Genomic DNA, 18,683 nt, shown 5'->3' with positions numbered 1-18,683 from the left:
TCAGTCCTCCGGCCAGCGCAGCAGCACGAGCTCGGCGCAGATGCCGGGCCCCATCGCGAACAGCACGCCGACGTCCCCCGGTGGCGCCGTGCCGGCCTCGAGGGTGTCGGCGAGCACGTGCAGGACCGCCGCGGAGGAGAGGTTGCCCACGCGGTCCAGCGAGCGCCAGCTCAGCTCGAGCGCGCTGCGGTCGAGCTCGAGGGTGCGTGCGACGGCCTCGAGCACGCGGGGGCCGCCGGTGTGCGCGACCCAGGTGCCGACGTCGGCCAGGGTCAGGCCGTGCGTGTCGAGGAGCCCCGCGACGTCGTCGCCGAGGTTGCGCTCGACCACGTCGGCCAGGCTGGCGGAGAGCACGATCCGGAACCCGCTGCCGCCCACGTCCCACCCGAGGAGGTCCTCGGTGTCGGGGTAGAGGCGGCTGAGGGTGCCGACGACGTCCGGTCCGGTCGCCCCGAGCGTGGCGGCGCGCGCGTCGCCGAGCATGACGACGGCGGCCGCGCCGTCGCCGAACAGCCCGCTCGAGACGAGGTTGGCCATGGAGTCGTCCCCGTGCTGCAGGGTCAGCGAGCACAGCTCGACCGAGAGCAGGACGGCGACGTCGTCCGGGTGGCCCACGAGGTAGTCGTGCACGCGGGCGATCCCGGCGGCACCCGCGACGCACCCCAGCCCGAACACCGGGACGCGGCGCACGTCCGGGCGCATCCCGAGCCGTCCGACGAGCAGCGCGTCCAGGGACGGGGCGGAGACGCCGGTCACGGAGGTGAACAGGATGTGGTCGACGTCCTCCGGGACGAGGCCGGCGGTCTTCAGGCCGTCCCGCACCGCGGCCTCGGCGAGGTCCAGGCCGACCGAGATGAACAGGTCGTTGGTCTGGTCGAACGACGTCAGGGTGCGGTAGCGCTCGAGCGGGACCGCGAGGTGCCGCGTGCTGACCCCGCTGTTGGCGTGCACCCGCTCCATGACGGCGCGGCGCGGCGACCCAGGGTCGGGGGTCACCACCGGACCGAGCTCGGCGGTGATCTCCTCCTGGGTGTACGCGTACGGGGGCAGAGCGGGGGCGACCGCTGCGATGCGCGACATCCCGGCATCGTGCCACGGCGGTCGGCGCCGCACCGGCGGGCGGGCCGTCGGCTACGGTCCTCGCGGCGAGGGCCGCCGGCGCCGGACCTGGCGGCCCGACCGTAGGGCTCGCGGGACCGACCCGGCGCACGGCGGGGACGGCAGGACGGCAGGGACGGCGGAGGTCGAGCGTGACGGTGCTGCGGACGGCTCGGGCGCTCGCGTCCTCGTGCCACCCGGCGCCCGCCGTGGCCGTCACGCTCTTCGCGACGGCGCTCGCGGCCGGCGTCGGCGCGGGCCCGGTGCGCACCGTCGGCGTCGGGGCGGCGGTGCTCGCCGGGCAGCTGTCGGTGGGCTGGTCCAACGACTGGATCGACGCGGCCCGGGACGTCGCGGTCGGGCGCACGGACAAGCCCGTCGTCGCCGGCGCGGTGTCGGCAGCCGTCGTCGGGCACGCCGCAGCCGTCGCCGCGGTCCTGTGCGTCGTGCTGTCGTTCGCGCTGGGGCCGCGGGCCGGGGTGACGCACGTCGCCGCGGTCGCCGTCGCATGGGCCTACAACGCGCGCCTCAAGAGCACCGTGTGGTCGTGGCTGCCCTACGCGGTGTCGTTCGGGCTCCTCGCGTGCGTGGTGACGCTCGCGCTGCCCGACCCCGTGGTCCCGCCCGGCTGGGCGATCGCGGCCGCCGCCCTGCTGGGTGTGGGCGCGCACCTCGCGAACGTGCTCCCCGACCTGGAGGACGACGCCGCCACCGGCGTGCGCGGGCTGCCGCACCGGCTCGGGCGGACCGGCACGAGCCTGGTGGCCCCGGTCGTGCTGGTCGCGGCCACCGTCCTGGTGGTCACCGGCCCGCCCGGCCCGCCGACGCCGCTGGCGTGGGCCGGCGGCGCCGCGGCGACCGGCCTGGCGCTCGCCGCGGTCACCGTCGCGGCGCGCCGGACCAGCAGCCGGGTGCCCTTCACCGCGGCGATCGGGGTCGCCGCGGTGGACGTCGTCCTGCTCGTGGCCGCCGCGGGCGCGCTGGTCTGAGGCGTCAGGGCGTCGTCGGGGAGGGCGTCGGGGTGACGCTGTGGTCACCCACCCACACGCTGTCGGGCAGCTCGCGGGGCAGGTGACGGTTGCCCACCGTGCGGAACACCGGGTCGACGCCGGCGCGGCTCTGCTCCTCGAAGTCGCGCAGGGCACCCAGCGCCCACCGCCCGAGCAGCACGAGCGCCACGAGGTTGACCAGCGCCATGAACCCCATCGCGACGTCGGCCAGCGCCCAGACCGCGACCAGCTCGAGCACGCTGCCCGCGCCCACGACGAGGACGACGAGCGTCCGGAACGCCAGCAGCGCCGCGGGCCGGGCACGCAGGAAGGTCATGTTGACCTCGGCGTAGGAGTAGTTGCCCAGCACCGAGGAGAACGCGAAGACGAAGACCAGGACCGTCATCAGCCAGGTGGTCCCCGACCCGAGCTCGTGCGCGACGGCGGTCTGCGTCAGCGCGGCGCCCGAGGCCTCCGAGGTCTCGCCCGGCACGTACACCTCCGGGCCGGCGAACAGGATGATGAAGGCCGTCGCCGAGCACACGATGATCGTGTCGACGAAGACGCCGAGGGACTGGATGAGGCCCTGCTTGACCGGGTGGCTCGTCGTCGCGGTGGCGGCGGCGTTCGGGGCGCTCCCCATGCCGGCCTCGTTCGAGAACAGGCCGCGCTTGGCGCCGTTGAGCAGCGCGGCCGCGAGCCCGCCGGTGAGCCCCGCGGCCGCCTCCCCGACGCCGAAGGCCGAGGTGACGATCTGCCCCACGACGGTGCCGATCTGACCGGCGTTCAACGCGATGATCACGAACGCGAGCCCGATGTAGAGGAGCGCCATGATCGGGAGCACGAACTCCGCGACCCGCGCGATCCGGCGGACGCCGCCGAACACGACCGGCGCGGTCAACGCCATGAGCACCAGCGCCGTCCAGCCGGCCCCGACCCCGTGGCCCGACGAGAGCACGTCCGCGATCGTGTTGGCCTGCACCATGTTGAACGCGATGCCGAACGTGAAGATGAGCAGGACCGCGAACACGATGCCGCCGCGTCGGGAGCCGAGCCCCTGCTCGATGTAGAAGGCCGGCCCGCCGCGGAAGCTGCCGTCAGCCGCGGGGCGCTTGAAGATCTGCGCGAGCGTCGCCTCGATGAGCGCGGTGGCCATCCCGACCAGGGCCACGATCCACATCCAGAAGATGGCCCCCGGGCCGCCGAGGGTCAGCGCGATCGCCACGCCCGCGATGTTGCCGGTGCCGACCCGGGACGCCAGGCCGACGCAGAACGCCTGGAACGACGAGATGCCGCCCTCGGAGCCGCCGCGGGACGAGCCGATCTGCCGGATCATCCGCGCGAAGTGGCGCACCTGCGCGAACCGCGTACGGACGCCGAAGTACAGGCCCACGCCCAGGAGCACGTACACCAGCACGTAGGTCCACAGGAAGTTCGACACCGGGTCGATGAGGTACTGCTGGATGAAGCCCATGGTCATGTCCTCCGCGCCGGCGGCCTGAACGGGTGCGCCCACGCTGCGGGCTGCGGGACATGCTGCTCCCGCCGGGCCCGCCGCGCGAGAGGAGGGGCCGTGCCCGTGCCCGCGGCGACACCCGGCGAGCCGCCGGCACGGGCCTCACCGAGCGGCGCGGGCCTCACCCGGCGTCGCGGGCCTGGCGCGTGCGCCGGTCGTTCTCTTTGCCGATGGCCTCGACGAGCTCGTCCTTGGTCATCGACGACCGGCCGGAGATGTCGAGCCGCTGGGCGACGTCGTACAGGTGCTCCTTCGACGCGTTCGCGTCCACCCCGCCGGCCGTCGGCGCGGGGGTGTCCCGGCCGCCCTCGGCGCGGGCGTCGGACGGCCCGGGGCTGTCCTTGGGCTCCCAGTGGTCGCCGACCTTCTCGTGCGTGTGCTTGAGCGCGGAGTAGGCGACCCGGTGGGCGCGCTCCTCGTCGCCGTACTCGTCGGCCGCGGAGTCGTGCGCCTTGGCGAACGTCCGCTGGGCCTTGTCGCCCGAGCGCTGGAGCGTGCTGGGCAGCTCCTCGTCGCGGGGCGTGCCGTCCCCTGTCGTCTTGGGCATCGGGACCTCCGGGTGCTCGTCGTGGACGATCGTGCCGGTGCGGCACCGACCGGGTGTGCGTCCTACTGGCCAGCGGGCCAGGTCTCCAGCTCGCCGTGCGGTGGGTTGTCGGCGACGGGCTCCAGCGTGTGGCGCTCGCGCACGAGCCGGCCGACGTTGACCATCCCCGCGCCGTCCACGTCGGTCCAGCGGGAGCCGCCGACGTGCGTGTGGAGCTCCCGGACGCAGGCCCGCGCCGGCCCGTTCCCATCGGCGCGGCGCGCGTCGTGGTCCAGGAGCCGCCAGGTGCGGCGGTCGCCGAGCGGTGCACGGCGTGGCAGTCGGGCCAGTCGCCCTCGACGGCGACGAAGGAGAAGCCGCGTTCGGTGATCAGCCGGCGGGTGACGGCGGCGCGCCACGCGAAGAACTCGTGCGTCCCGTGCGAGGCCTCGCCGAGCAGCACGACCCGAGCGTCACCGACCCGCCGCAGCAGCGGGTCGAGGTCGCCCGGACCGTCGAGCGGGAGGGCGAGACGCACGACGTCGTCGTCGGTCATCGCGGCACCGGTGGGTGGTCTCGCCGGCTGAGCCGGTCAGCTCGGTCGGGCCAGCATCTGCAGCGGGACGAAGAACGAGGCGCTCGAGGCGAGCAGACCACCGGTGAACAGCCACGGCGACCCGGTCTCGAAGCCCAGCGCCATCGCGTAGAAGCCGGCGAGGAAGACGACGAGGCAGACGACGTACAGCGCGGCGCTGCCGGCCTTGCCCGGCGGCACGTCCTGCAGCTCGTCGTCCTGGTGGTTCGCCATGGTGGTTCCTCCGCGTGCGGTGATCGGCTGGTCCGGGCGCTCAGGGCGGCGGCCCGATGACCTCTGGGGTCACGCTCCCAGCGGCGACCCACCTTCGCAAGCTCGCCGCGCGGCGCGGGGACGTGGCGCTCAGCACGCCGGGCGCGTGCCGAGGCGGGGGCTGGGGAGCGCGGGCGGGCACGGGGACCCACCGGGCGCGCGGCAGCCGGGACCGTCGTTACTCTTGCGCCTCGGGGCACCACGGCACGACGTCGTCGGCCCGGCCGGCAGACGCCGGCCGACCCTCACCGGGGACCCGGCCGACCGGCCGCGCCACCCGCTCACGCGAAACGGAGCTGTCAGTGGACGTACCCACCGGGGTGTGGATCGGAACGGTCGCGGGCATCGTCGGCCTGCTGCTGTTCGACTTCGTCTTCCACGTCCGCAAGGCCCACACGCCGACCCTGCGTGAGGCGTCGATCTGGTCCGCGCTCTACATCGGCATCGCCGTGCTCTTCGGTGTCGGGGTGTGGCTGTTCGGCGGGAACGACATGGGCACCGAGTACTTCGCGGGCTACATCACCGAGAAGGCGCTGTCGGTCGACAACCTGTTCGTCTTCCTCATCATCATGAGCAGCTTCAAGGTGCCGCGCGAGGACCAGCAGAAGGTGCTGCTGTTCGGCATCGTGTTCTCGCTCATCGCCCGGACCGGCTTCATCTTCCTCGGCGCCGCGCTCATCAACTCGTTCGCCTGGGTGTTCTACTTCTTCGGCCTCATCCTGCTCATCACCGCGGGCAACCTGCTCAAGCCCGAGGGCGAGGACAGCCACTCGGCGGACAACTTCATCATCCGCATCGCCCGCAGGCTGTTCCACACGACCGACTACTACGACGGCGACAAGCTGTTCACGGTGCACGACGGTCGTCGGGCGATGACGCCCATGCTGCTGGTCATGGTCGCCATCGGCGGCACGGACCTGCTCTTCGCGCTGGACTCGATCCCGGCCATCTTCGGGCTCACGCAGAACGTGTTCATCGTGTTCACCGCGACGGCGTTCTCGCTGCTCGGTCTGCGCCAGCTGTACTTCCTCATCGACGGGCTGCTGGACCGGCTCATCTACCTGTCGTACGGCCTCGCGGCGATCCTGGCCTTCATCGGCGTCAAGCTGATCCTGCACGCGCTGCACGAGAACACCCTCCCGTTCATCAACGACGGCGAGCACGTGAGCGTGTACGAGGTCACGACCAACCAGTCGCTGTCGGTGATCCTCGGCGTCCTGCTCGTGACGGTCGTCGCGTCTCTGTTGAGCCCGGCGGGCAAGGCGCAGGCGACCGCGACCCGCGTCCGGCACCTCGCCTCGGACTACCTCGACCCGGCCGACGGGACGACTCCGGCGGAGCGCGAGCGCACCTTCGAGCGCTTCGTGACCGAGGAGCAGCGGCTGCAGGCGATGGAGCCCAAGCACCGCGCGAAGTTCGAGCGTGACCGCGAGCTCGTCGACGTCGCCCGGCGCGCGCACGCCGAGCACGCGGGGCAGCCGACGCGGTGAGCGGGACCGGCGCGGAACGGTCCAGCGCCGAGCTGTGGCGCTGGCCGGCCGTCGCCGGCGCGGCCGCGTGGGCCGCCGGACTCGCCCTCGCGCCGGTACGCCCGGACCCGTCGTCGACGGCGTCCCGGCTGGCGTGGCCCGGGGACGTCGACTCGGCGTCGACCGTGCTGCAGGTCATCGCGACGGCGTCCATCTCCGCCGTCACCATGACGTTCTCGCTCACGGTCGTCGCGCTGCAGCTGGCGTCCCAGCAGTTCTCGCCGCGGCTCCTGCGGGACTTCGTGCAGGACCGCCACACCAAGACGGTGCTGGCGGTCATGGTGGCGGCGTTCGTGTTCGCGCTCACCTCCCTGCGGGGGCTGCGCGCGGACCAGGACGTGCCGGCGTACTCGATGGTCGTGGCGTACGGGCTCGGCCTGGCGACCGTCTTCGCGTTCCTGGCGTTCCTCGGTCACATCACGCGTCAGCTGCGGGTCGAGACCATGATGCGGTCGGTCCACGAGCAGACGAGCGCGGCGATCCAGAGCTTCTACCCCGCGTACGACGACTCCCGGCCCCGCTCCCAGGAGGAGCTGGACTTCGGCGACCGCCCGGTCGGCGTCGTCCCGGTCCGGCGCAGCGGCTTCGTGCGAGCGATCGACGTCGAGGCGGTGGTGAGCGCCGCGCAGCGGCGTGACGCCGTCGTCGAGGTCGTCGTCCGGCCCGGTGACCAGGCGGTCCGCGGGACGCCGCTCGCCCGGGTGGGCTGCGCGCCGGCGGAGCGGGCCGAGCTCGGCGAGGAGATCTCCGACGCCGTGACGATGGGCTACGAGCGCACGATCGAGCAGGACTCGGCGTTCGGGTTCCGCCAGCTGACCGACATCGCGGTCAAGGCGATCTCGCCGTCCGTGAACGACCCGGTCACCGCGGCGCACGCGGTCGGGCACACCGCCGACCTGCTCGTGCAGCTGACCGAGAAGCGTCTGGGCGGCATCCTGCACACCGACGACGACGGCGTCGGCCGGGCCGTCGTGGGGGACCGCGACCTGCGGTACTACCTCGACCTCGTGTGCGGCCCGGTGCGCCGGTTCGGGCGGACGGAGCCCACGGTCCTCATGGCGCTGCTGCGCATGCTCCGGGACGTCGCGTCCGCGGCTCGCGACGAGGGGCAGCGCGCGGAGATCGAGCGCCAGGTCGCCCTGGTCAGCGCGGAGGTCGACGCATCGGTGGGGGAGAGCGACGTCGCGGACATCGGCGACCTCGCCGACCGGGTGCACGCCGCCCTGCGCGGGGACGTCGACCGGGCCTACGGCGACCGCAGCGGGGAGACACGGCCGGTCTGAGAACGGTCCGGCACGGTCAGCGGGTGCCGCCGGCCCCGCCGCGCTTGCCGGGGCCGCGCCGGCCCCGCTCCGTCCGGCCCTGCTCGGTGCGGCCCCGTTCCGTGCGACCCCGGCCCCGATCCGTCCCGGCGCGCTCGGCGCGTCCGCGGTCCGCGGTGCCCCCGGGCCCGCCTCGGGGGTCCGGGTCACCGCCGCGCCCGTGCTGCGCCCCCGCGAGCTGTTGGCCGTCCGCCCCCGGACGATCCCGATGAGCTCCTCGACCAGGTCGGTGTGCGCGTCGGTCACCCACGCCAGCCCGACCGACGACGTCGGGGCGTCCGTCACCGGCCGGAAGGTCACGTCCCGGCGGTGGTGCAGCCGGGCGAGGGACTGCGGCACGACCAGCACCCCGACGCCCGCGGCGACGAGCTCGACGGCCGCGGCCGTCGTCGGCAGGGTGGGCAGCGCGCTCGGCTCACCGGGGCGACTCGGCCACGGCACGACGTCGTCCTCGGGGACGAGGAGGGTCTCCTCCGTCAGGTCGGCCGCGGAGACCTCGTCGGCCGCGGTCACCAGGTGGTCGCGGGGGACGACGACGACGGTCGTCTCGGTGTAGAGCGGGATCGCGGACAGGTCCGAGCGGTCCACCGGGAGCCGCACGAGCCCCGCGTCCGCGTCGCCGCGGCGCAGGGCGTCCTCCTGCTCGGCCGCGGTCGCGTGCACCAGGGTGACCGGCACGTGGGGCAGGCGCTGCTGCCACACCGTGAGCCACTTGGCCGGGTTGACGCCCGGGACGACGAGGAGGCGGAAGGCGCCGGGGGCGACGCCGCGCGCGTCGTCGGGCCGGTCGTGCGGCATCGGTTGCCCTTCGTGCGCCCGGGGTGGTCAGCGGCCAGGCTACCGGCGCCCCGTATCCTGACCCGCGTGACGGAACCGGACAGCACGCCCCCACGGTCGAAGCAGACCCAGACCATGAAGCCGGCGACGGCCGCCGCGAAGCTCGGGGTCCTCCTCCCGGCGACGCCCCCGGAGTTCCAGGAGGGTGTGGTCACGCGCGAGGAGCTCAACGCGCTGCAGCGCACGCCGCCGCCGTGGCTCGTCGAGCTGCGTCGCACCGGGCCGCACCCGCGCTCGGTGGTCGCGGCCCGCCTGCGGATCTCGACCAGCGGGCTCGCCCGGCACGGCCTGACCGACCCGCTGACGACCGAGCAGATCGACGACCTCATCGCGAACCCGCCCGAGTGGCTGTCCCAGGAGCGCGCGAGCCTCGCCGAGGTCAAGCGCGAGGAGCAGCGGCTCAAGGAGCGCGACGCCCAGCGTCGCGCCGCGTCCGCCCCCGGCGTAGCGGTCCGGCGGTCCTCCGGTGCGCACCCACGTCGCGCTGCTGCGGGCGGTCAACGTCGGCGGGCGGAGTCGGCTGCCCATGGCCGACCTGCGTGAGGCCGTCCGCTCGCTGGGCCACCGGGACGTCGCGACGTACGTGCAGAGCGGCAACGTGGTCCTCACCAGCGACGTCGACGACCCCGCCGTCGTCGCCGCCGGGGTCGCCCGGGCGCTGGCCGACCGGACGGCGCTGTCGCCGGACGTCGTCGCCCTGACCCGCGCGGACCTCGCGCAGGTGGTCGTCCGGAACCCCTTCCCGGACGAGGACGACGGCACGCGCCTGCACGTCGTGCTCGTGCAGGGAGGTCTCGGACCGGGCGGACCGGCCGCCGTCGCCGACGCGGTGGCGCGGGCCCGGGCCAAGGGCAGCCCGGACGACGCCCGCGTGGTCGACGGCGTCCTCTACCTGCACACCCCGGACGGACTGGGACGCAGCGAGCTGGCCGCCCAGCTCACCCGCCGCGCCGTCGTGGACGCATCCGGCGGGCCGGCGACGACGCGCAACTGGCGCACCGTCACCCGGCTCCTGGAGCTGCTCGACGCGGACTGACCCCACGCGACCCGGACGGTCACCCTGCGGGCGGCGCTGCGTCCTCCTGCGCACGTTGCCGTCGCAGCTGCGCCGCGGCCGGGCCGCCGTCGGGCTCCTGCTCCAGACCCCGCCACATGGGCTCCACCGTCTCCTCCGGACGCCGCGGCGCGAGCAGCGGGGTGCGCGGGTCGACGACGGCCTCGACGACGCACGGCCGGTCCGCGGCCATCGCCTCGCGCCAGGCAGCGTCGACCCCGGCCGGGTCGTCGACCCGGATGCCGCGCAGGCCCAGCAGCTCGGCGTAGCCGGCGTACGGGAACGCGGGGACGTCCTGCGAGACGGGGAACCGGGGGTCGCCCTCCATCTCGCGCTGCTCCCAGGACACCTCGGCGAGGTCCCCGTTGTGCAGCACGAGCACCACGAACCGGGGGTCGGCCCAGTCCCGCCACCGCGCGCCGACCGTGATGAGCTCGGCGAGCCCGTTCATCTGCATCGCGCCGTCGCCGGCCAGCGCGACCACCGGGCGGTCCGGGTGCAGCAGCTTCGCCGCGATGCCGTACGGCATCGCCGACCCCATCGACGCCAGGGTGCTGGACAGGTGCGCGGGCACCCCGGCGGGCAGGCGCAGGTGTCGGGCGTACCAGTACACGACCGAGCCGACGTCGACCGACACCTGCGCGTCCGGCGGGAGGTGGTCGGACAGCGTCCGGACGACGAGCTGGGGGTTCAGGGGCTCCGCGGGGTCCTGCGCCCGCTGCGCGGCGATGTCGTGCCAGGACCGGACGTCGGCCTCGACCCGCGCGCGCCACGCGCCGTCCTTCGGCGCGAGCATCGGCGTGAGCGCGGCGAGCGTGTGCGCCGAGTCGCCGGCCAGGCCGACCTCGACCGGGTACTTCGCCCCGATGTTGCGCGCGGCGACGTCGATCTGCACCGTGCGGGCCTGCCCCGGCGTCGGGTAGAACTCCGTCCACGGGTCGCTGCTGCCCACGATGAGCAGCGTGTCGCACCCGGCCATGAGGTCCGCCGACGCCGTCGTGCCCAGGTGCCCCATGACGCCGCAGTGGTACGGCAGCGACTCGTCGAGCAGCGGCTTGCCGAGCAGCGACGTCGTGATCCCGGCGCCGAGGCGCTCGGCGACCTCGAGCACCTCGCGCGTCGCGCCGGCGGCGCCCTGCCCGACCAGCAGCGCGACCCGCGACCCGGCGTCGAGGACCTCGGCAGCCCGCGCGAGGTCGGTCTCCGCCGGGAGCACGCGCGACCGCGGCACGACGTCGCCGGTGTGCACGACGCCGTGCGCCGCGGGCAGGTCGTCCGGCAGGTCGGCCCGCTGGACGTCGTGCGTGACGATCACGCAGGTGGGGCTGGACGTCGCGATCGCGGTGCGGATCGCGTTGTCCAGCACGAGCGGCAGCTGCTCGGGCGCCGTGACGGTCTGCACGTACTGGCCGCACACGTCCTTGAACAGCGTCGGCAGGTCGACCTCCTGCAGGTACCCGCTGCCCAGCGCGGTCGACACGACCTGCCCGACGACGGCGACCACGGGCTTGCGGTCCAGCTTCGCGTCGTAGAGCCCGGTGAGTAGGTGCACGGCGCCCGGACCCTGCGTCGCCAGGCACACGCCGACCTCGCCGGAGTACTTGGCGTGCCCGGTGGCCATGAACGCGGCCATCTCCTCGTGCCGGGCGGTGACGAGCTCGATGTGGTCGGTGGCCCGCGCCAGCGCGGCGAGGATCGGGTCGATGCCGTCCCCGGCGTACCCGAACACCCGGCGCACCCCCACGCGCGGAGCCGGTCGACCAGACCGTCGGCGACCGTCCTCATCGGGCGACCGGGCGGGGCGTCGTGCTGGCCATGGGGTGCTCCTCGGCTCGGTCCGGATGGTCCGCCCATCGTCGGCGCGGCGCGGGGGTGCCGCATCCGCACGGGACCCCGGCGGCCGCTCCGGCCCACGCCCGCACGGGCCGCGTGGCCTGACGCGACGCGCGGGGAGGTCAGGCGCGCGGTGGCCCCGCGGCGATCCGGGCGCGCATCGCGGTCCACGGCCACGGGTCGTCGTCGTCGACGCCGTAGCGCCAGGGATGCACCGCCTCGACCCACCAGGTCGCCCCGGCGGCGGCCTGCGCCGCGGCGGCGTCGTGCGCGGCGGTGTCGTGGGTGGTGCCGGGCTCGCTCTCGCCCGGGACCGCGACGTCGAAGCCGTCCACCGAACCGCGCCGGCGTCGCACGGCCGCCACCACGCCCGCGGTGTCGGCGGGCTCCCACCGGCCGTCGAGGCGCATCGGCACCACGCCGTCCCACCGGGCCGCTCGACGCAGGGGTCGCCCCGCGCCGCCGTCGACCCAGGTGGCCGCGACCCACACCGGCACCCGCGGGCGCTGCACCGGCGGCGGGTGGTGCAGCGCACCCCAGTCACCGGGGCCACCGAGCCGGTAGTGCGTCCCCCGGTGCCGGACCGGCGTCGCCGACCACAGCGCGGTCAGCACGTCGAGCCCCTCGTCGAGCATGTCGCCCCGGACGACCGGGTCGGCCTCCTCACCGCTGTACTCCCACTCGAACGGCATCGCGCCCGTCCCGACGCCGAGCGTCACGCGGCCGCCGGAGAGGTGGTCCAGCGTCGCGACCTGGCGGGCGAGCGTGACCGGGCGGCGCCGGGGAGCGGCGTCACCAGCGTGCCGAGCCGGATGCGGCTCGTGCGCAGCGCCGCGACCGTGAGGGCGATCCACGGGTCGACGAGGTCGACCGGCCGAGGCCTGAAGGCGAGCGCGTGGTCCCACAGGAAGAAGCCGTCCCAGCCGGCGTCCTCGGCCGCGGCGGCCAGGTCCCCGACCATCGCGGCGCCCAGGCCCACGCCGAAGTTCGGCGTGCTGACCGCGAACCGCATCGCACCCTCCTCGGCGCCCGTGCCCGGGCCGCGCCCGTGCCCGGCCGCGCCCGTGCCGTCGACCACCGTGGCACGCCGACGCCGTCGTCGGGCAGGTGGCGGGTCGTCGGCTCGGCGCGCCGCACGGGCCTGGCGGCCCCACCATGGTCGCGACGGAGCACGGAGCACGGCGGAGAGGAGACGGTGATGCTGGCTGCGGAGGCGCTCGCGGACGGGTTCGGGCGGGTGCGGGAGGTGGTGCGGTCCACGCTGGACGGGATCGACCCGGACGACCTGGCCCGACCGCCGGCGGAGGGCACGAACACCGTGGCCTGGCTCGTGTGGCACCTGGCCCGCGTGCAGGACGACCACCTGGCCGACGCCTTCGACGCCGACCAGGTGTGGGTCGCCGAGGGCTGGGCCGACCGCTTCGGGCTGGCGCTGGACCCGGCCGACACCGGCTACGGTCACACGCCCGAGCAGGTTGCTGCCGTGCAGGCGCCGGCCGACCTGCTGCTGGGGTACCTCGAGGCGGTGCACGCCCGGACGACCGAGCACCTGTCCGCGGTCACCGACGCCGACCTCGACCGCGTCGTGGACAGCTCCTACGACCCGCCGGTCACGCTCGGGGTGCGCCTGGTCAGCGTCATCGGCGACGACCTGCAGCACGCGGGGCAGGCCGCGTACGTGCGCGGGCTGCTCGCGGCGGCGGGCTGACGTCACCGCCGCCCGGTCGGTCCCGACCGGGCGGCCTGCGCGTCACAGCGCGGCCCGTCGGTCGGGCGACACGCCCACCGGGACCGTCGACGACGCCCACGCGCCGACGTCGACGCAGCCCTGGGCGCAGTAGGTCGCGCAGGTCGGGCACACCCACACGAGGTGGCGACGGTCCGGGGTGCACCCGCACGTCACCGAGCGCTGCGCCGGGCGACCGGGGCCGTCGCGCGTCCAGCGGTGCCCGCGTGGGCAGCCGTCCGGCGGGATGAGCTCGTACCCCCGCGCGGTGCGCCGCCAGCGCGACCAGTCGACCTCCTGCATTCGAACAAGTGTACGAGCATGGCGGTGCGCGTGGTGGTCGAGCGGTCGCCCGGTCCGGTGGTCCGGTGCGTCGCCGGACGGTTGCCCCGGGGTGGTTGTCGCGTGTGGGAGGCGGCTGCCAGGATCGTGACCGCGGCCACACCGGTGTGCGCGCCGGCCCGTGAGCGGGCGGGGGCACCGGGGGCCGCACCACCGCTTCGTCGTGAAGGGAGGCCGGCATGGCCGGTCCCGTGTCCCCGACAGTCGACGCGCCCGTGGAGGCGCCCCCGCGGGTGTCGGAGGAGGTCGAGCGGCAGCTCGAGGCGCACCGTCGCGAGCTGACCGGCTACTGCTACCGCATGCTGGGCTCCGCGTTCGACGCCGACGACGCCGTCCAGGAGGTCATGGTCCGGGCGTGGCGCGGGATCGACCGGTTCGACGGCCGCGCGTCGCTGCGCACCTGGCTGTACCGCATCGCCACGAACGTGTGCTTCGACGTCACCGGCGCGACCCGCCGCCGCGCGATGCCGATGGACCTGTCGCCGGGTGCGTCCCCGCCGGTGGCGTCGTCGCTCGGCGCCCCGCTGCCGGAGCGGACCTGGGTCGGCCCCGCAGCGGACGACCGCATCATGCCGGAGACCTCCGACCCGGCCGAGCTCGCGGTCGCCCGGGAGTCGGTCCGGCTGGCGTTCGTCGTGGCGCTGCAGCACCTGCCGGCCCGGCAGCGCGCCGTGCTCATCCTGCGCGAGGTGCTGCGGTGGCGCGCCGACGAGGTCGCCGACCTGCTCGGGACCACGGTCGCCTCCGTCAACAGCGCCCTGCAGCGTGCGCGCGTCACGATCGCCGGCACGCGCCTCGCCGACGCCGGCGCGGCACCGGACCCGCTCGACGACGAGCACGCCGCCCTGCTCGCGCGCTACGTCGAGGCGTTCGAGGCGTACGACATCGAGGCCCTGGTCGCGCTGCTGCACGAGGACGCGACGCAGTCGATGCCGCCGTGGGCCCTGTGGATCAGCGGGCCGGTGGACATCGGCCGGTGGCACCTGGGTCCGGGGGCGGGCTGCCGCGGGTCCCGGCTCGTCGCGGTGTCCGCCAACGGGTCACCCGCCTTCGCGCAGTACAAGCCCGGCGGCACGCCCGGGCGGTGGGACCCGTGGGCCGTTCACCTGCTCGAGATCCGGGACGGTCGGATCAGCAGCATCACCAACTTCGTGGGGCCCGACCACTTCCGCGTCTTCGGGCTGCCGCTGCACCTCGACGCCTGACGCCGCCGGCCCGGCGCCGGTGGTGGCGGACCCGCCGGTCGGCAGACCTTCCGTGGTCGGGACGGCACGGACGTCCTCGAGGACGTCGGACAGCCCGGCGAGGTCGATCAGCGCCCGGAGTGCCGGCGCGGTCCCGTCGAGCACGACCCGGGCGCCCGGCTGGACCGCGAGGTGCAGCCGGGCGAGCGCCTCGACGGTCGCGAGGTCCGACGCCGGCAGGTCGGCGACGTGACACACGACGACGTGCGCGCCCGTCGCCCGCGCCCGGACGCCGACGGCCCGGCAGGTGCCGCCCACGTCGACCCGCAGCGTGCCGCCGTCGACGTGGACCACGCCGGGCCCGGAGTCGCTCATGGCGGGTAGACCGCGTCCGGTCGGGCGAGTCATCGCGAGACCGGGCCACGACCGGGGAGGATGGCGGTGTGCCCACCCGCGTGCCCGCCACCGTGCCGCCGACCGATCCCGTCCGTCGCGCCCACGAGGCGGATCCGGGACCCGCGAACGGCAGCGTCGTCGCGGTGAGCCGCGACGACCGCCACCGGTTCACCAAGCCCGTGGTGGACGCGATCACCCTGGTCGAGGGCTTGGGTGTCGAGGGCGACGCGCACGCCGGAGCGACCGTCAAGCACCGCTCCCGGGCCGCGCGGGAGCCCGAGGCCCCCAACCTGCGCCAGGTGCACCTGCTGCACGAGGAGGTGCTCGACGACGTCGCCGCCCGCGGCTTCGTCGTCGCGCCCGGCGAGATGGGCGAGAACATCACGACCCGCGGGATCGCGCTGCTGTGGCTGCCCACCGGCACCGTCCTGGGGCTCGGGGCCGAGGCCGCCGTCGTGCTCACCGGTCTGCGCAACCCGTGCGTGCAGATCGACCGCTTCGCACCCGGGCTGATGAAGGAGATGATCACGCGCGACGCGGCGGGGAACGTGCTGCGTCGGGCCGGTGTCATGGCGGTCGTGCTGCGCGGCGGCGTGGTGCGCGCGGGTGACCCGATCTCCCTCAGGCTGCCCGACGGCCCGCACACGCCGCTCCAGCCAGTCTGACCGGCCCGCCCGCTCACCCGACGGTGGGTGCGGAACCCACCCGGTCAGGGAGCCGGTGGGCCCGCGTGCCGACGACGTCGCGGGGTGCGGGGACTCGGTGTACAGCGACGGCGGGATCTGGTCGGCCCGCGCCATCTCCGCCACGATCATCGCCGCGAGGTCGCGCAGCTGGAGGCCGCGGTGCTCGGCCGCACCGCGCAGGACGCCCAGCGCCTCCTCGGGGCCGCAGCTGCGCTGCGCCATGACGATGCCGGTCGCCTGACCGATGGTGTCCCGGGCCGACACCCCCGCGAACAGCTCCTCGGCGAGGCACCGCAGCCGGCCCACCTCGAGCTCGAGCGCGACCACCCGCGCGACCTGCCGGGCGAACGTCGTCGCGCGGCGCAGCTCGTCGCGCTCCCACGGAGCCGGCGCAGGGTCGAGGAGCACGACCGCGACGTCGACGCCACGGCCGACCGGCGCCGGCAGGGCGACGGCGGTCCGGAAGCCCTCGCGCACGGCCGTGTCGCGCCAGGCCGGCCAGCGTCGCGTCCGGCCGGTGTGCGCGACCACGACGACGCGGCTCTCCTCCAGCGCGGTCTGGGCAGGACCGGACCGCTCCGCCTGGGCGGTGGCCTCGCACCGACGTGCGGTGACGTCGCTGCTCCCCGCGATGCGCGTGCTGCGGAACTCGCGCAGCGTGATGGCGCACTGCAGGCCCGGACGGACGAGGTCGCCGGCCTGTGCGGCGATCGAGTCGAGCAGGGCGTCGTCGGCCATGGGCACGGGCCGGGACGTGAAGGTGTGGAGGTCGGTCATCGTCGTCTCCCTCGGGCCGCGTCGTTGCGGTGTGGTCGTCAGCGCGGCCGCGGGTCCCGCGACCGGTGACCTGCCCATCCTCCCACCGGGCCCGCGGGGCGCAACGGCGCCCGACGGCCGGGCGGGCACCGGTGGACGGGCGCGGTCGACGCCCGTCGGCCCGCCCGTGGATGCCGGGGGCGACGGCGCCCGCTCAGTGCGCCCCGCGCTCGCGGGCGAGCTCGACGGCCGAGGCGACGCCGGCCGTCCACGGCTCGCCGTGCCCCGGCAGGACGACGGAGGCACCGGTCGCCGCCAGTCGCCCCAGGGACGCGAGCGCCTGCGTGCTGTCGGCGGTGGCGGCGCCGGCGACGATCTGCGGGCCGGTGTGGCCGGTGTACGGGTCGAGCGTGACGAGCGCGTCCCCGCTGATGACCGCGTCACGTCCGGGCAGGTGCAGCGCGACGTGCCCGAACGTGTGCCCGGGCGTGAACACGACCCGCGGGCTGCCGGGCAGGTCGAGCTCGCCCTCGGTGGTGTACGGCGTGAGCCCCTGGACGCCGCGGACCCGCAGGGCGCCGGCCCGTGCGATCGCGGCGAGGATCCCCAGCGACCCCGGGTAGCGCACGGGGTAGACCGAGCGCAGGTTCTCGTGCGCGTACCGGTAGGGGTGCGCCGCGATGAAGAAGTCCTCGCGGTGTGCCCAGATGGGCACCCCGAGCCGCTCCTGCGCCCGGGCGGCGGTCCCGGTGTGGTCGAAGTGCGCGTGCGTCAGGGCGATCGCGGCGACGTCGTCGGGCCGGTGCCCGAGGTGCCGCAGGGCGAGACCGATGTGCTCCCACGCGCGGGGCAGCCCGGTGTCGACGAGGAGGACGCGGCCCTCGTCCTCGACGAGGTAGACGTTGACGTACGCGTGCTCGAGGCGGTGGACGCGGTCGGCGACCTCGGTCGTGAGCGGGGTGGGCATGGCGCGCTCCGGGGCTGGACGACGGTGGCTCGTCCGCACGCTAACCGCGTCCTCGCCGCGTCGCGCGCCGACCGGCAGCCCGTGGCGCGGCCGGCTGCCGGACGGGTCCGTCAGCGCGCGGTGACCCCCATCGTGGCGGTCATCGTGTGGCTCGCGCCCGGCGTGAGCGTGACCGTGGCCGGGCCGACGTTGCACGTCTCGACGCAGACCATGCCGGTCCACTCGTCGTCGCCGAAGTCCGGCATGGCGGCGGCCTTGGTCGTCCACGGGTTCCACAGCACGGTCGTGCCCGCTCCTCGCCGGTGACGTCGAGCCGGCGTCCGGCGGCCGGGTCGTCGACGGTCGTGGTCCCGCGGGTGTCGAGGTAGATGCGGTCGGTCTCACCGGTGATCCGGGCCGGCTCCGCCGAACCGTCCACGGGCTCCGGTCCGCCGAGCTTGTCGATGTACCGCCTGCCCTCGAGCCCGCCGACCTCGACCTGCCGGACGTCCCCGACGCCGAGGTAGGTGTGCAGCGCCTCGGCGAAGGTCACCGGGTGCTCCCCGGTGTTGTGCACCGTCAGGGCGAGGGTGAGCCGTGCACCGACGGTGACCCGCAGCTCGGCCCGGAAGGGGTGCGGCCACGGGGTGGAGTGCGTGGCGGGGGAGTCGGTGAGGCTCAACGCCACGACGACGTCGTCGCCCGACTCCTCGACCGCGTCCAGCGTCCACGGCAGCGTGCGGGCGAAGCCGTGCGCGGGTGCGTCCGGGTGCCCCTCCAGCGGCCCGAACCACGGGAAGCAGACCGGGACGCCACCCCGGATGGCGGTTCCCTCGGCGAACCGGCTGCGCGCACTGGTCCACAGGACGTCGTCGTGCCCGGACGGTCGCCAGGCGGTGACGTGGCCGCCCTGGAGGTAGACCTCCGCGGTGGCGGCGGGGCCCTGGACGACGACGCGCGGCAGTCCGCCGCTGCCGTCCTCGAGGCGTACGGAGGACGGCAGCACGGGTGCGTCGCTCATCGGCCGGTCACTCCGGGTCGGGGACCGACTCCGGGTCCTCCTCGGGCTCGAACGACGACGGCTCGCCGGCGCCCA

16 protein-coding genes and 5 pseudogenes are annotated in these 18,683 nt (G+C 75.2%); 8 read left to right on the top strand and 13 right to left on the bottom strand.

Annotated elements, in window-relative coordinates; genetic code table 11:
* Nucleotides 1–1,080, bottom strand: a complete 1,080-nt coding sequence (locus REH70_RS11010) for a 3-oxoacyl-[acyl-carrier-protein] synthase III C-terminal domain-containing protein (protein ID WP_310747223.1) — start codon at nucleotides 1,078–1,080, stop codon at nucleotides 1–3.
* A 170-nt stretch (nucleotides 1,081–1,250) separates the two neighbouring features.
* Here REH70_RS11010 and REH70_RS11005 point away from each other — a divergent pair, with 170 nt between their 5' ends.
* Nucleotides 1,251–2,087, top strand: coding sequence for a UbiA family prenyltransferase (locus tag REH70_RS11005; protein ID WP_310747222.1), 837 nt, complete (start codon nucleotides 1,251–1,253; stop codon nucleotides 2,085–2,087).
* A 4-nt stretch (nucleotides 2,088–2,091) separates the two neighbouring features.
* Here REH70_RS11005 and REH70_RS11000 read toward each other — a convergent pair whose 3' ends face one another.
* The 4 genes and pseudogenes from REH70_RS11000 to REH70_RS10990 form a co-directional block, all read right to left on the bottom strand.
* Nucleotides 2,092–3,567, bottom strand: coding sequence for an alanine/glycine:cation symporter family protein (locus tag REH70_RS11000; RefSeq protein WP_310747221.1), 1,476 nt, complete (start codon nucleotides 3,565–3,567; stop codon nucleotides 2,092–2,094).
* 157 nt (nucleotides 3,568–3,724) lie between these two features.
* Nucleotides 3,725–4,150, bottom strand: coding sequence for a ChaB family protein (locus REH70_RS10995; protein WP_310747219.1), 426 nt, complete (start codon nucleotides 4,148–4,150; stop codon nucleotides 3,725–3,727).
* A gap of 274 nt (nucleotides 4,151–4,424) precedes the next feature.
* Nucleotides 4,425–4,685, bottom strand: a pseudogene (locus REH70_RS20665) (erythromycin esterase family protein); the annotation flags it as partial.
* A 36-nt stretch (nucleotides 4,686–4,721) separates the two neighbouring features.
* Nucleotides 4,722–4,937 (bottom strand): hypothetical protein, encoded by a 216-nt coding sequence (locus tag REH70_RS10990; protein ID WP_310747218.1) that lies wholly within the window; start codon nucleotides 4,935–4,937, stop codon nucleotides 4,722–4,724.
* A gap of 341 nt (nucleotides 4,938–5,278) precedes the next feature.
* Here REH70_RS10990 and REH70_RS10985 point away from each other — a divergent pair, with 341 nt between their 5' ends.
* Complete coding sequence (locus REH70_RS10985; RefSeq protein ID WP_310747217.1) at nucleotides 5,279–6,466, top strand: TerC family protein; 1,188 nt, start codon at nucleotides 5,279–5,281, stop codon at nucleotides 6,464–6,466.
* Nucleotides 6,463–7,788 carry a DUF2254 domain-containing protein gene (locus REH70_RS10980; RefSeq protein WP_310747215.1) on the top strand — a complete coding sequence of 442 codons (1,326 nt, stop codon included), beginning with the start codon at nucleotides 6,463–6,465 and terminating at the stop codon, nucleotides 7,786–7,788. The genes REH70_RS10985 and REH70_RS10980 overlap by 4 nt, the downstream gene beginning before the upstream one ends.
* A 288-nt stretch (nucleotides 7,789–8,076) precedes the next feature.
* Here the strand turns inward: REH70_RS10980 and REH70_RS10975 are convergent.
* Nucleotides 8,077–8,625: pseudogene (locus tag REH70_RS10975) on the bottom strand (LysR family transcriptional regulator substrate-binding protein); the annotation flags it as partial.
* A 66-nt stretch (nucleotides 8,626–8,691) separates the two neighbouring features.
* On the opposite strand from REH70_RS10975, the gene REH70_RS10970 reads away from it, so the two are divergent.
* Together REH70_RS10970 and REH70_RS10965 are read left to right on the top strand one after the other, a co-directional pair.
* The gene (locus REH70_RS10970) at nucleotides 8,692–9,207 is read left to right on the top strand and encodes a DUF5997 family protein (RefSeq protein ID WP_310747214.1); all 516 of its coding nucleotides are present in this window, start codon (nucleotides 8,692–8,694) and stop codon (nucleotides 9,205–9,207) included.
* Nucleotides 9,191–9,700, top strand: a complete 510-nt coding sequence (locus REH70_RS10965; RefSeq protein WP_310747212.1) for a DUF1697 domain-containing protein — start codon at nucleotides 9,191–9,193, stop codon at nucleotides 9,698–9,700. The genes REH70_RS10970 and REH70_RS10965 overlap by 17 nt, the downstream gene beginning before the upstream one ends.
* Before the next feature lie 19 nt (nucleotides 9,701–9,719).
* Here the strand turns inward: REH70_RS10965 and REH70_RS10960 are convergent, their stop codons facing one another.
* Together REH70_RS10960 and REH70_RS10955 are read right to left on the bottom strand one after the other, a co-directional pair.
* Nucleotides 9,720–11,447 (bottom strand): thiamine pyrophosphate-requiring protein, encoded by a 1,728-nt coding sequence (locus REH70_RS10960; protein WP_310747210.1) that lies wholly within the window; start codon nucleotides 11,445–11,447, stop codon nucleotides 9,720–9,722.
* 226 nt (nucleotides 11,448–11,673) lie between these two features.
* Nucleotides 11,674–12,512, bottom strand: a pseudogene (locus REH70_RS10955) (LLM class flavin-dependent oxidoreductase).
* Between the two features lie 237 nt (nucleotides 12,513–12,749).
* Here REH70_RS10955 and REH70_RS10950 point away from each other — a divergent pair.
* Nucleotides 12,750–13,259: a mycothiol transferase gene (locus REH70_RS10950; RefSeq protein WP_310747208.1), complete on the top strand. Its 510-nt coding sequence runs from the start codon at nucleotides 12,750–12,752 to the stop codon at nucleotides 13,257–13,259.
* 42 nt (nucleotides 13,260–13,301) lie between these two features.
* Here REH70_RS10950 and REH70_RS10945 read toward each other — a convergent pair whose 3' ends face one another.
* Nucleotides 13,302–13,580: a hypothetical protein gene (locus REH70_RS10945; RefSeq protein ID WP_310747206.1), complete on the bottom strand. Its 279-nt coding sequence runs from the start codon at nucleotides 13,578–13,580 to the stop codon at nucleotides 13,302–13,304.
* Nucleotides 13,581–13,798: 218 nt separating this feature from the next.
* Here REH70_RS10945 and REH70_RS10940 point away from each other — a divergent pair, with 218 nt between their 5' ends.
* Both REH70_RS10940 and REH70_RS10935 read left to right on the top strand, forming a co-directional pair.
* Nucleotides 13,799–14,824: a sigma-70 family RNA polymerase sigma factor gene (locus REH70_RS10940; protein WP_310747204.1), complete on the top strand. Its 1,026-nt coding sequence runs from the start codon at nucleotides 13,799–13,801 to the stop codon at nucleotides 14,822–14,824.
* Nucleotides 14,825–15,342: 518 nt separating this feature from the next.
* Nucleotides 15,343–15,864: an MOSC domain-containing protein gene (locus REH70_RS10935; RefSeq protein WP_310754235.1), complete on the top strand. Its 522-nt coding sequence runs from the start codon at nucleotides 15,343–15,345 to the stop codon at nucleotides 15,862–15,864.
* A gap of 153 nt (nucleotides 15,865–16,017) precedes the next feature.
* Here REH70_RS10935 and REH70_RS10930 read toward each other — a convergent pair.
* The 4 genes and pseudogenes from REH70_RS10930 to REH70_RS10920 form a co-directional block, all read right to left on the bottom strand.
* Nucleotides 16,018–16,623, bottom strand: a pseudogene (locus tag REH70_RS10930) (GAF and ANTAR domain-containing protein); the annotation flags it as partial.
* A 232-nt stretch (nucleotides 16,624–16,855) separates the two neighbouring features.
* Nucleotides 16,856–17,608, bottom strand: a complete 753-nt coding sequence (locus REH70_RS10925; RefSeq protein WP_310747202.1) for an MBL fold metallo-hydrolase — start codon at nucleotides 17,606–17,608, stop codon at nucleotides 16,856–16,858.
* A 110-nt stretch (nucleotides 17,609–17,718) separates the two neighbouring features.
* Nucleotides 17,719–17,853, bottom strand: a complete 135-nt coding sequence (locus REH70_RS20660) for a hypothetical protein (protein ID WP_396134512.1) — start codon at nucleotides 17,851–17,853, stop codon at nucleotides 17,719–17,721.
* Between the two features lie 65 nt (nucleotides 17,854–17,918).
* A pseudogene (locus REH70_RS10920) lies at nucleotides 17,919–18,608 on the bottom strand (D-hexose-6-phosphate mutarotase); the annotation flags it as partial.
* Nucleotides 18,609–18,683 lie beyond the last annotated feature (75 nt).

It is taken from the genome of Cellulomonas sp. ATA003 (genome assembly GCF_031582905.1).
Lineage (GTDB): Bacteria > Actinomycetota > Actinomycetes > Actinomycetales > Cellulomonadaceae > Pengzhenrongella.
Note: the sequence above shows the minus strand (reverse complement) of the source record. Positions and strands in the feature narration are given on the sequence as shown.

What these genes read in the sequence shown, in the direction of transcription:
- REH70_RS11010 (WP_310747223.1), bottom strand. Translation starts at nt 1,080, where the DNA reads ATGTCGCGCATCGCAGCGGTCGCCCCCGCTCTGCCCCCGTACGCGTAC.
- REH70_RS11000 (WP_310747221.1), bottom strand. Translation starts at nt 3,567, where the DNA reads ATGACCATGGGCTTCATCCAGCAGTACCTCATCGACCCGGTGTCGAAC.
- REH70_RS10995 (WP_310747219.1), bottom strand. Translation starts at nt 4,150, where the DNA reads ATGCCCAAGACGACAGGGGACGGCACGCCCCGCGACGAGGAGCTGCCC.
- REH70_RS10990 (WP_310747218.1), bottom strand. Translation starts at nt 4,937, where the DNA reads ATGGCGAACCACCAGGACGACGAGCTGCAGGACGTGCCGCCGGGCAAG.
- REH70_RS10965 (WP_310747212.1), top strand. Translation starts at nt 9,191, where the DNA reads ATGGCCGACCTGCGTGAGGCCGTCCGCTCGCTGGGCCACCGGGACGTC.
- REH70_RS10950 (WP_310747208.1), top strand. Translation starts at nt 12,750, where the DNA reads ATGCTGGCTGCGGAGGCGCTCGCGGACGGGTTCGGGCGGGTGCGGGAG.
- REH70_RS10945 (WP_310747206.1), bottom strand. Translation starts at nt 13,580, where the DNA reads ATGCAGGAGGTCGACTGGTCGCGCTGGCGGCGCACCGCGCGGGGGTAC.
- REH70_RS10940 (WP_310747204.1), top strand. Translation starts at nt 13,799, where the DNA reads ATGGCCGGTCCCGTGTCCCCGACAGTCGACGCGCCCGTGGAGGCGCCC.
- REH70_RS10925 (WP_310747202.1), bottom strand. Translation starts at nt 17,608, where the DNA reads ATGCCCACCCCGCTCACGACCGAGGTCGCCGACCGCGTCCACCGCCTC.
- REH70_RS20660 (WP_396134512.1), bottom strand. Translation starts at nt 17,853, where the DNA reads ATGCCGGACTTCGGCGACGACGAGTGGACCGGCATGGTCTGCGTCGAG.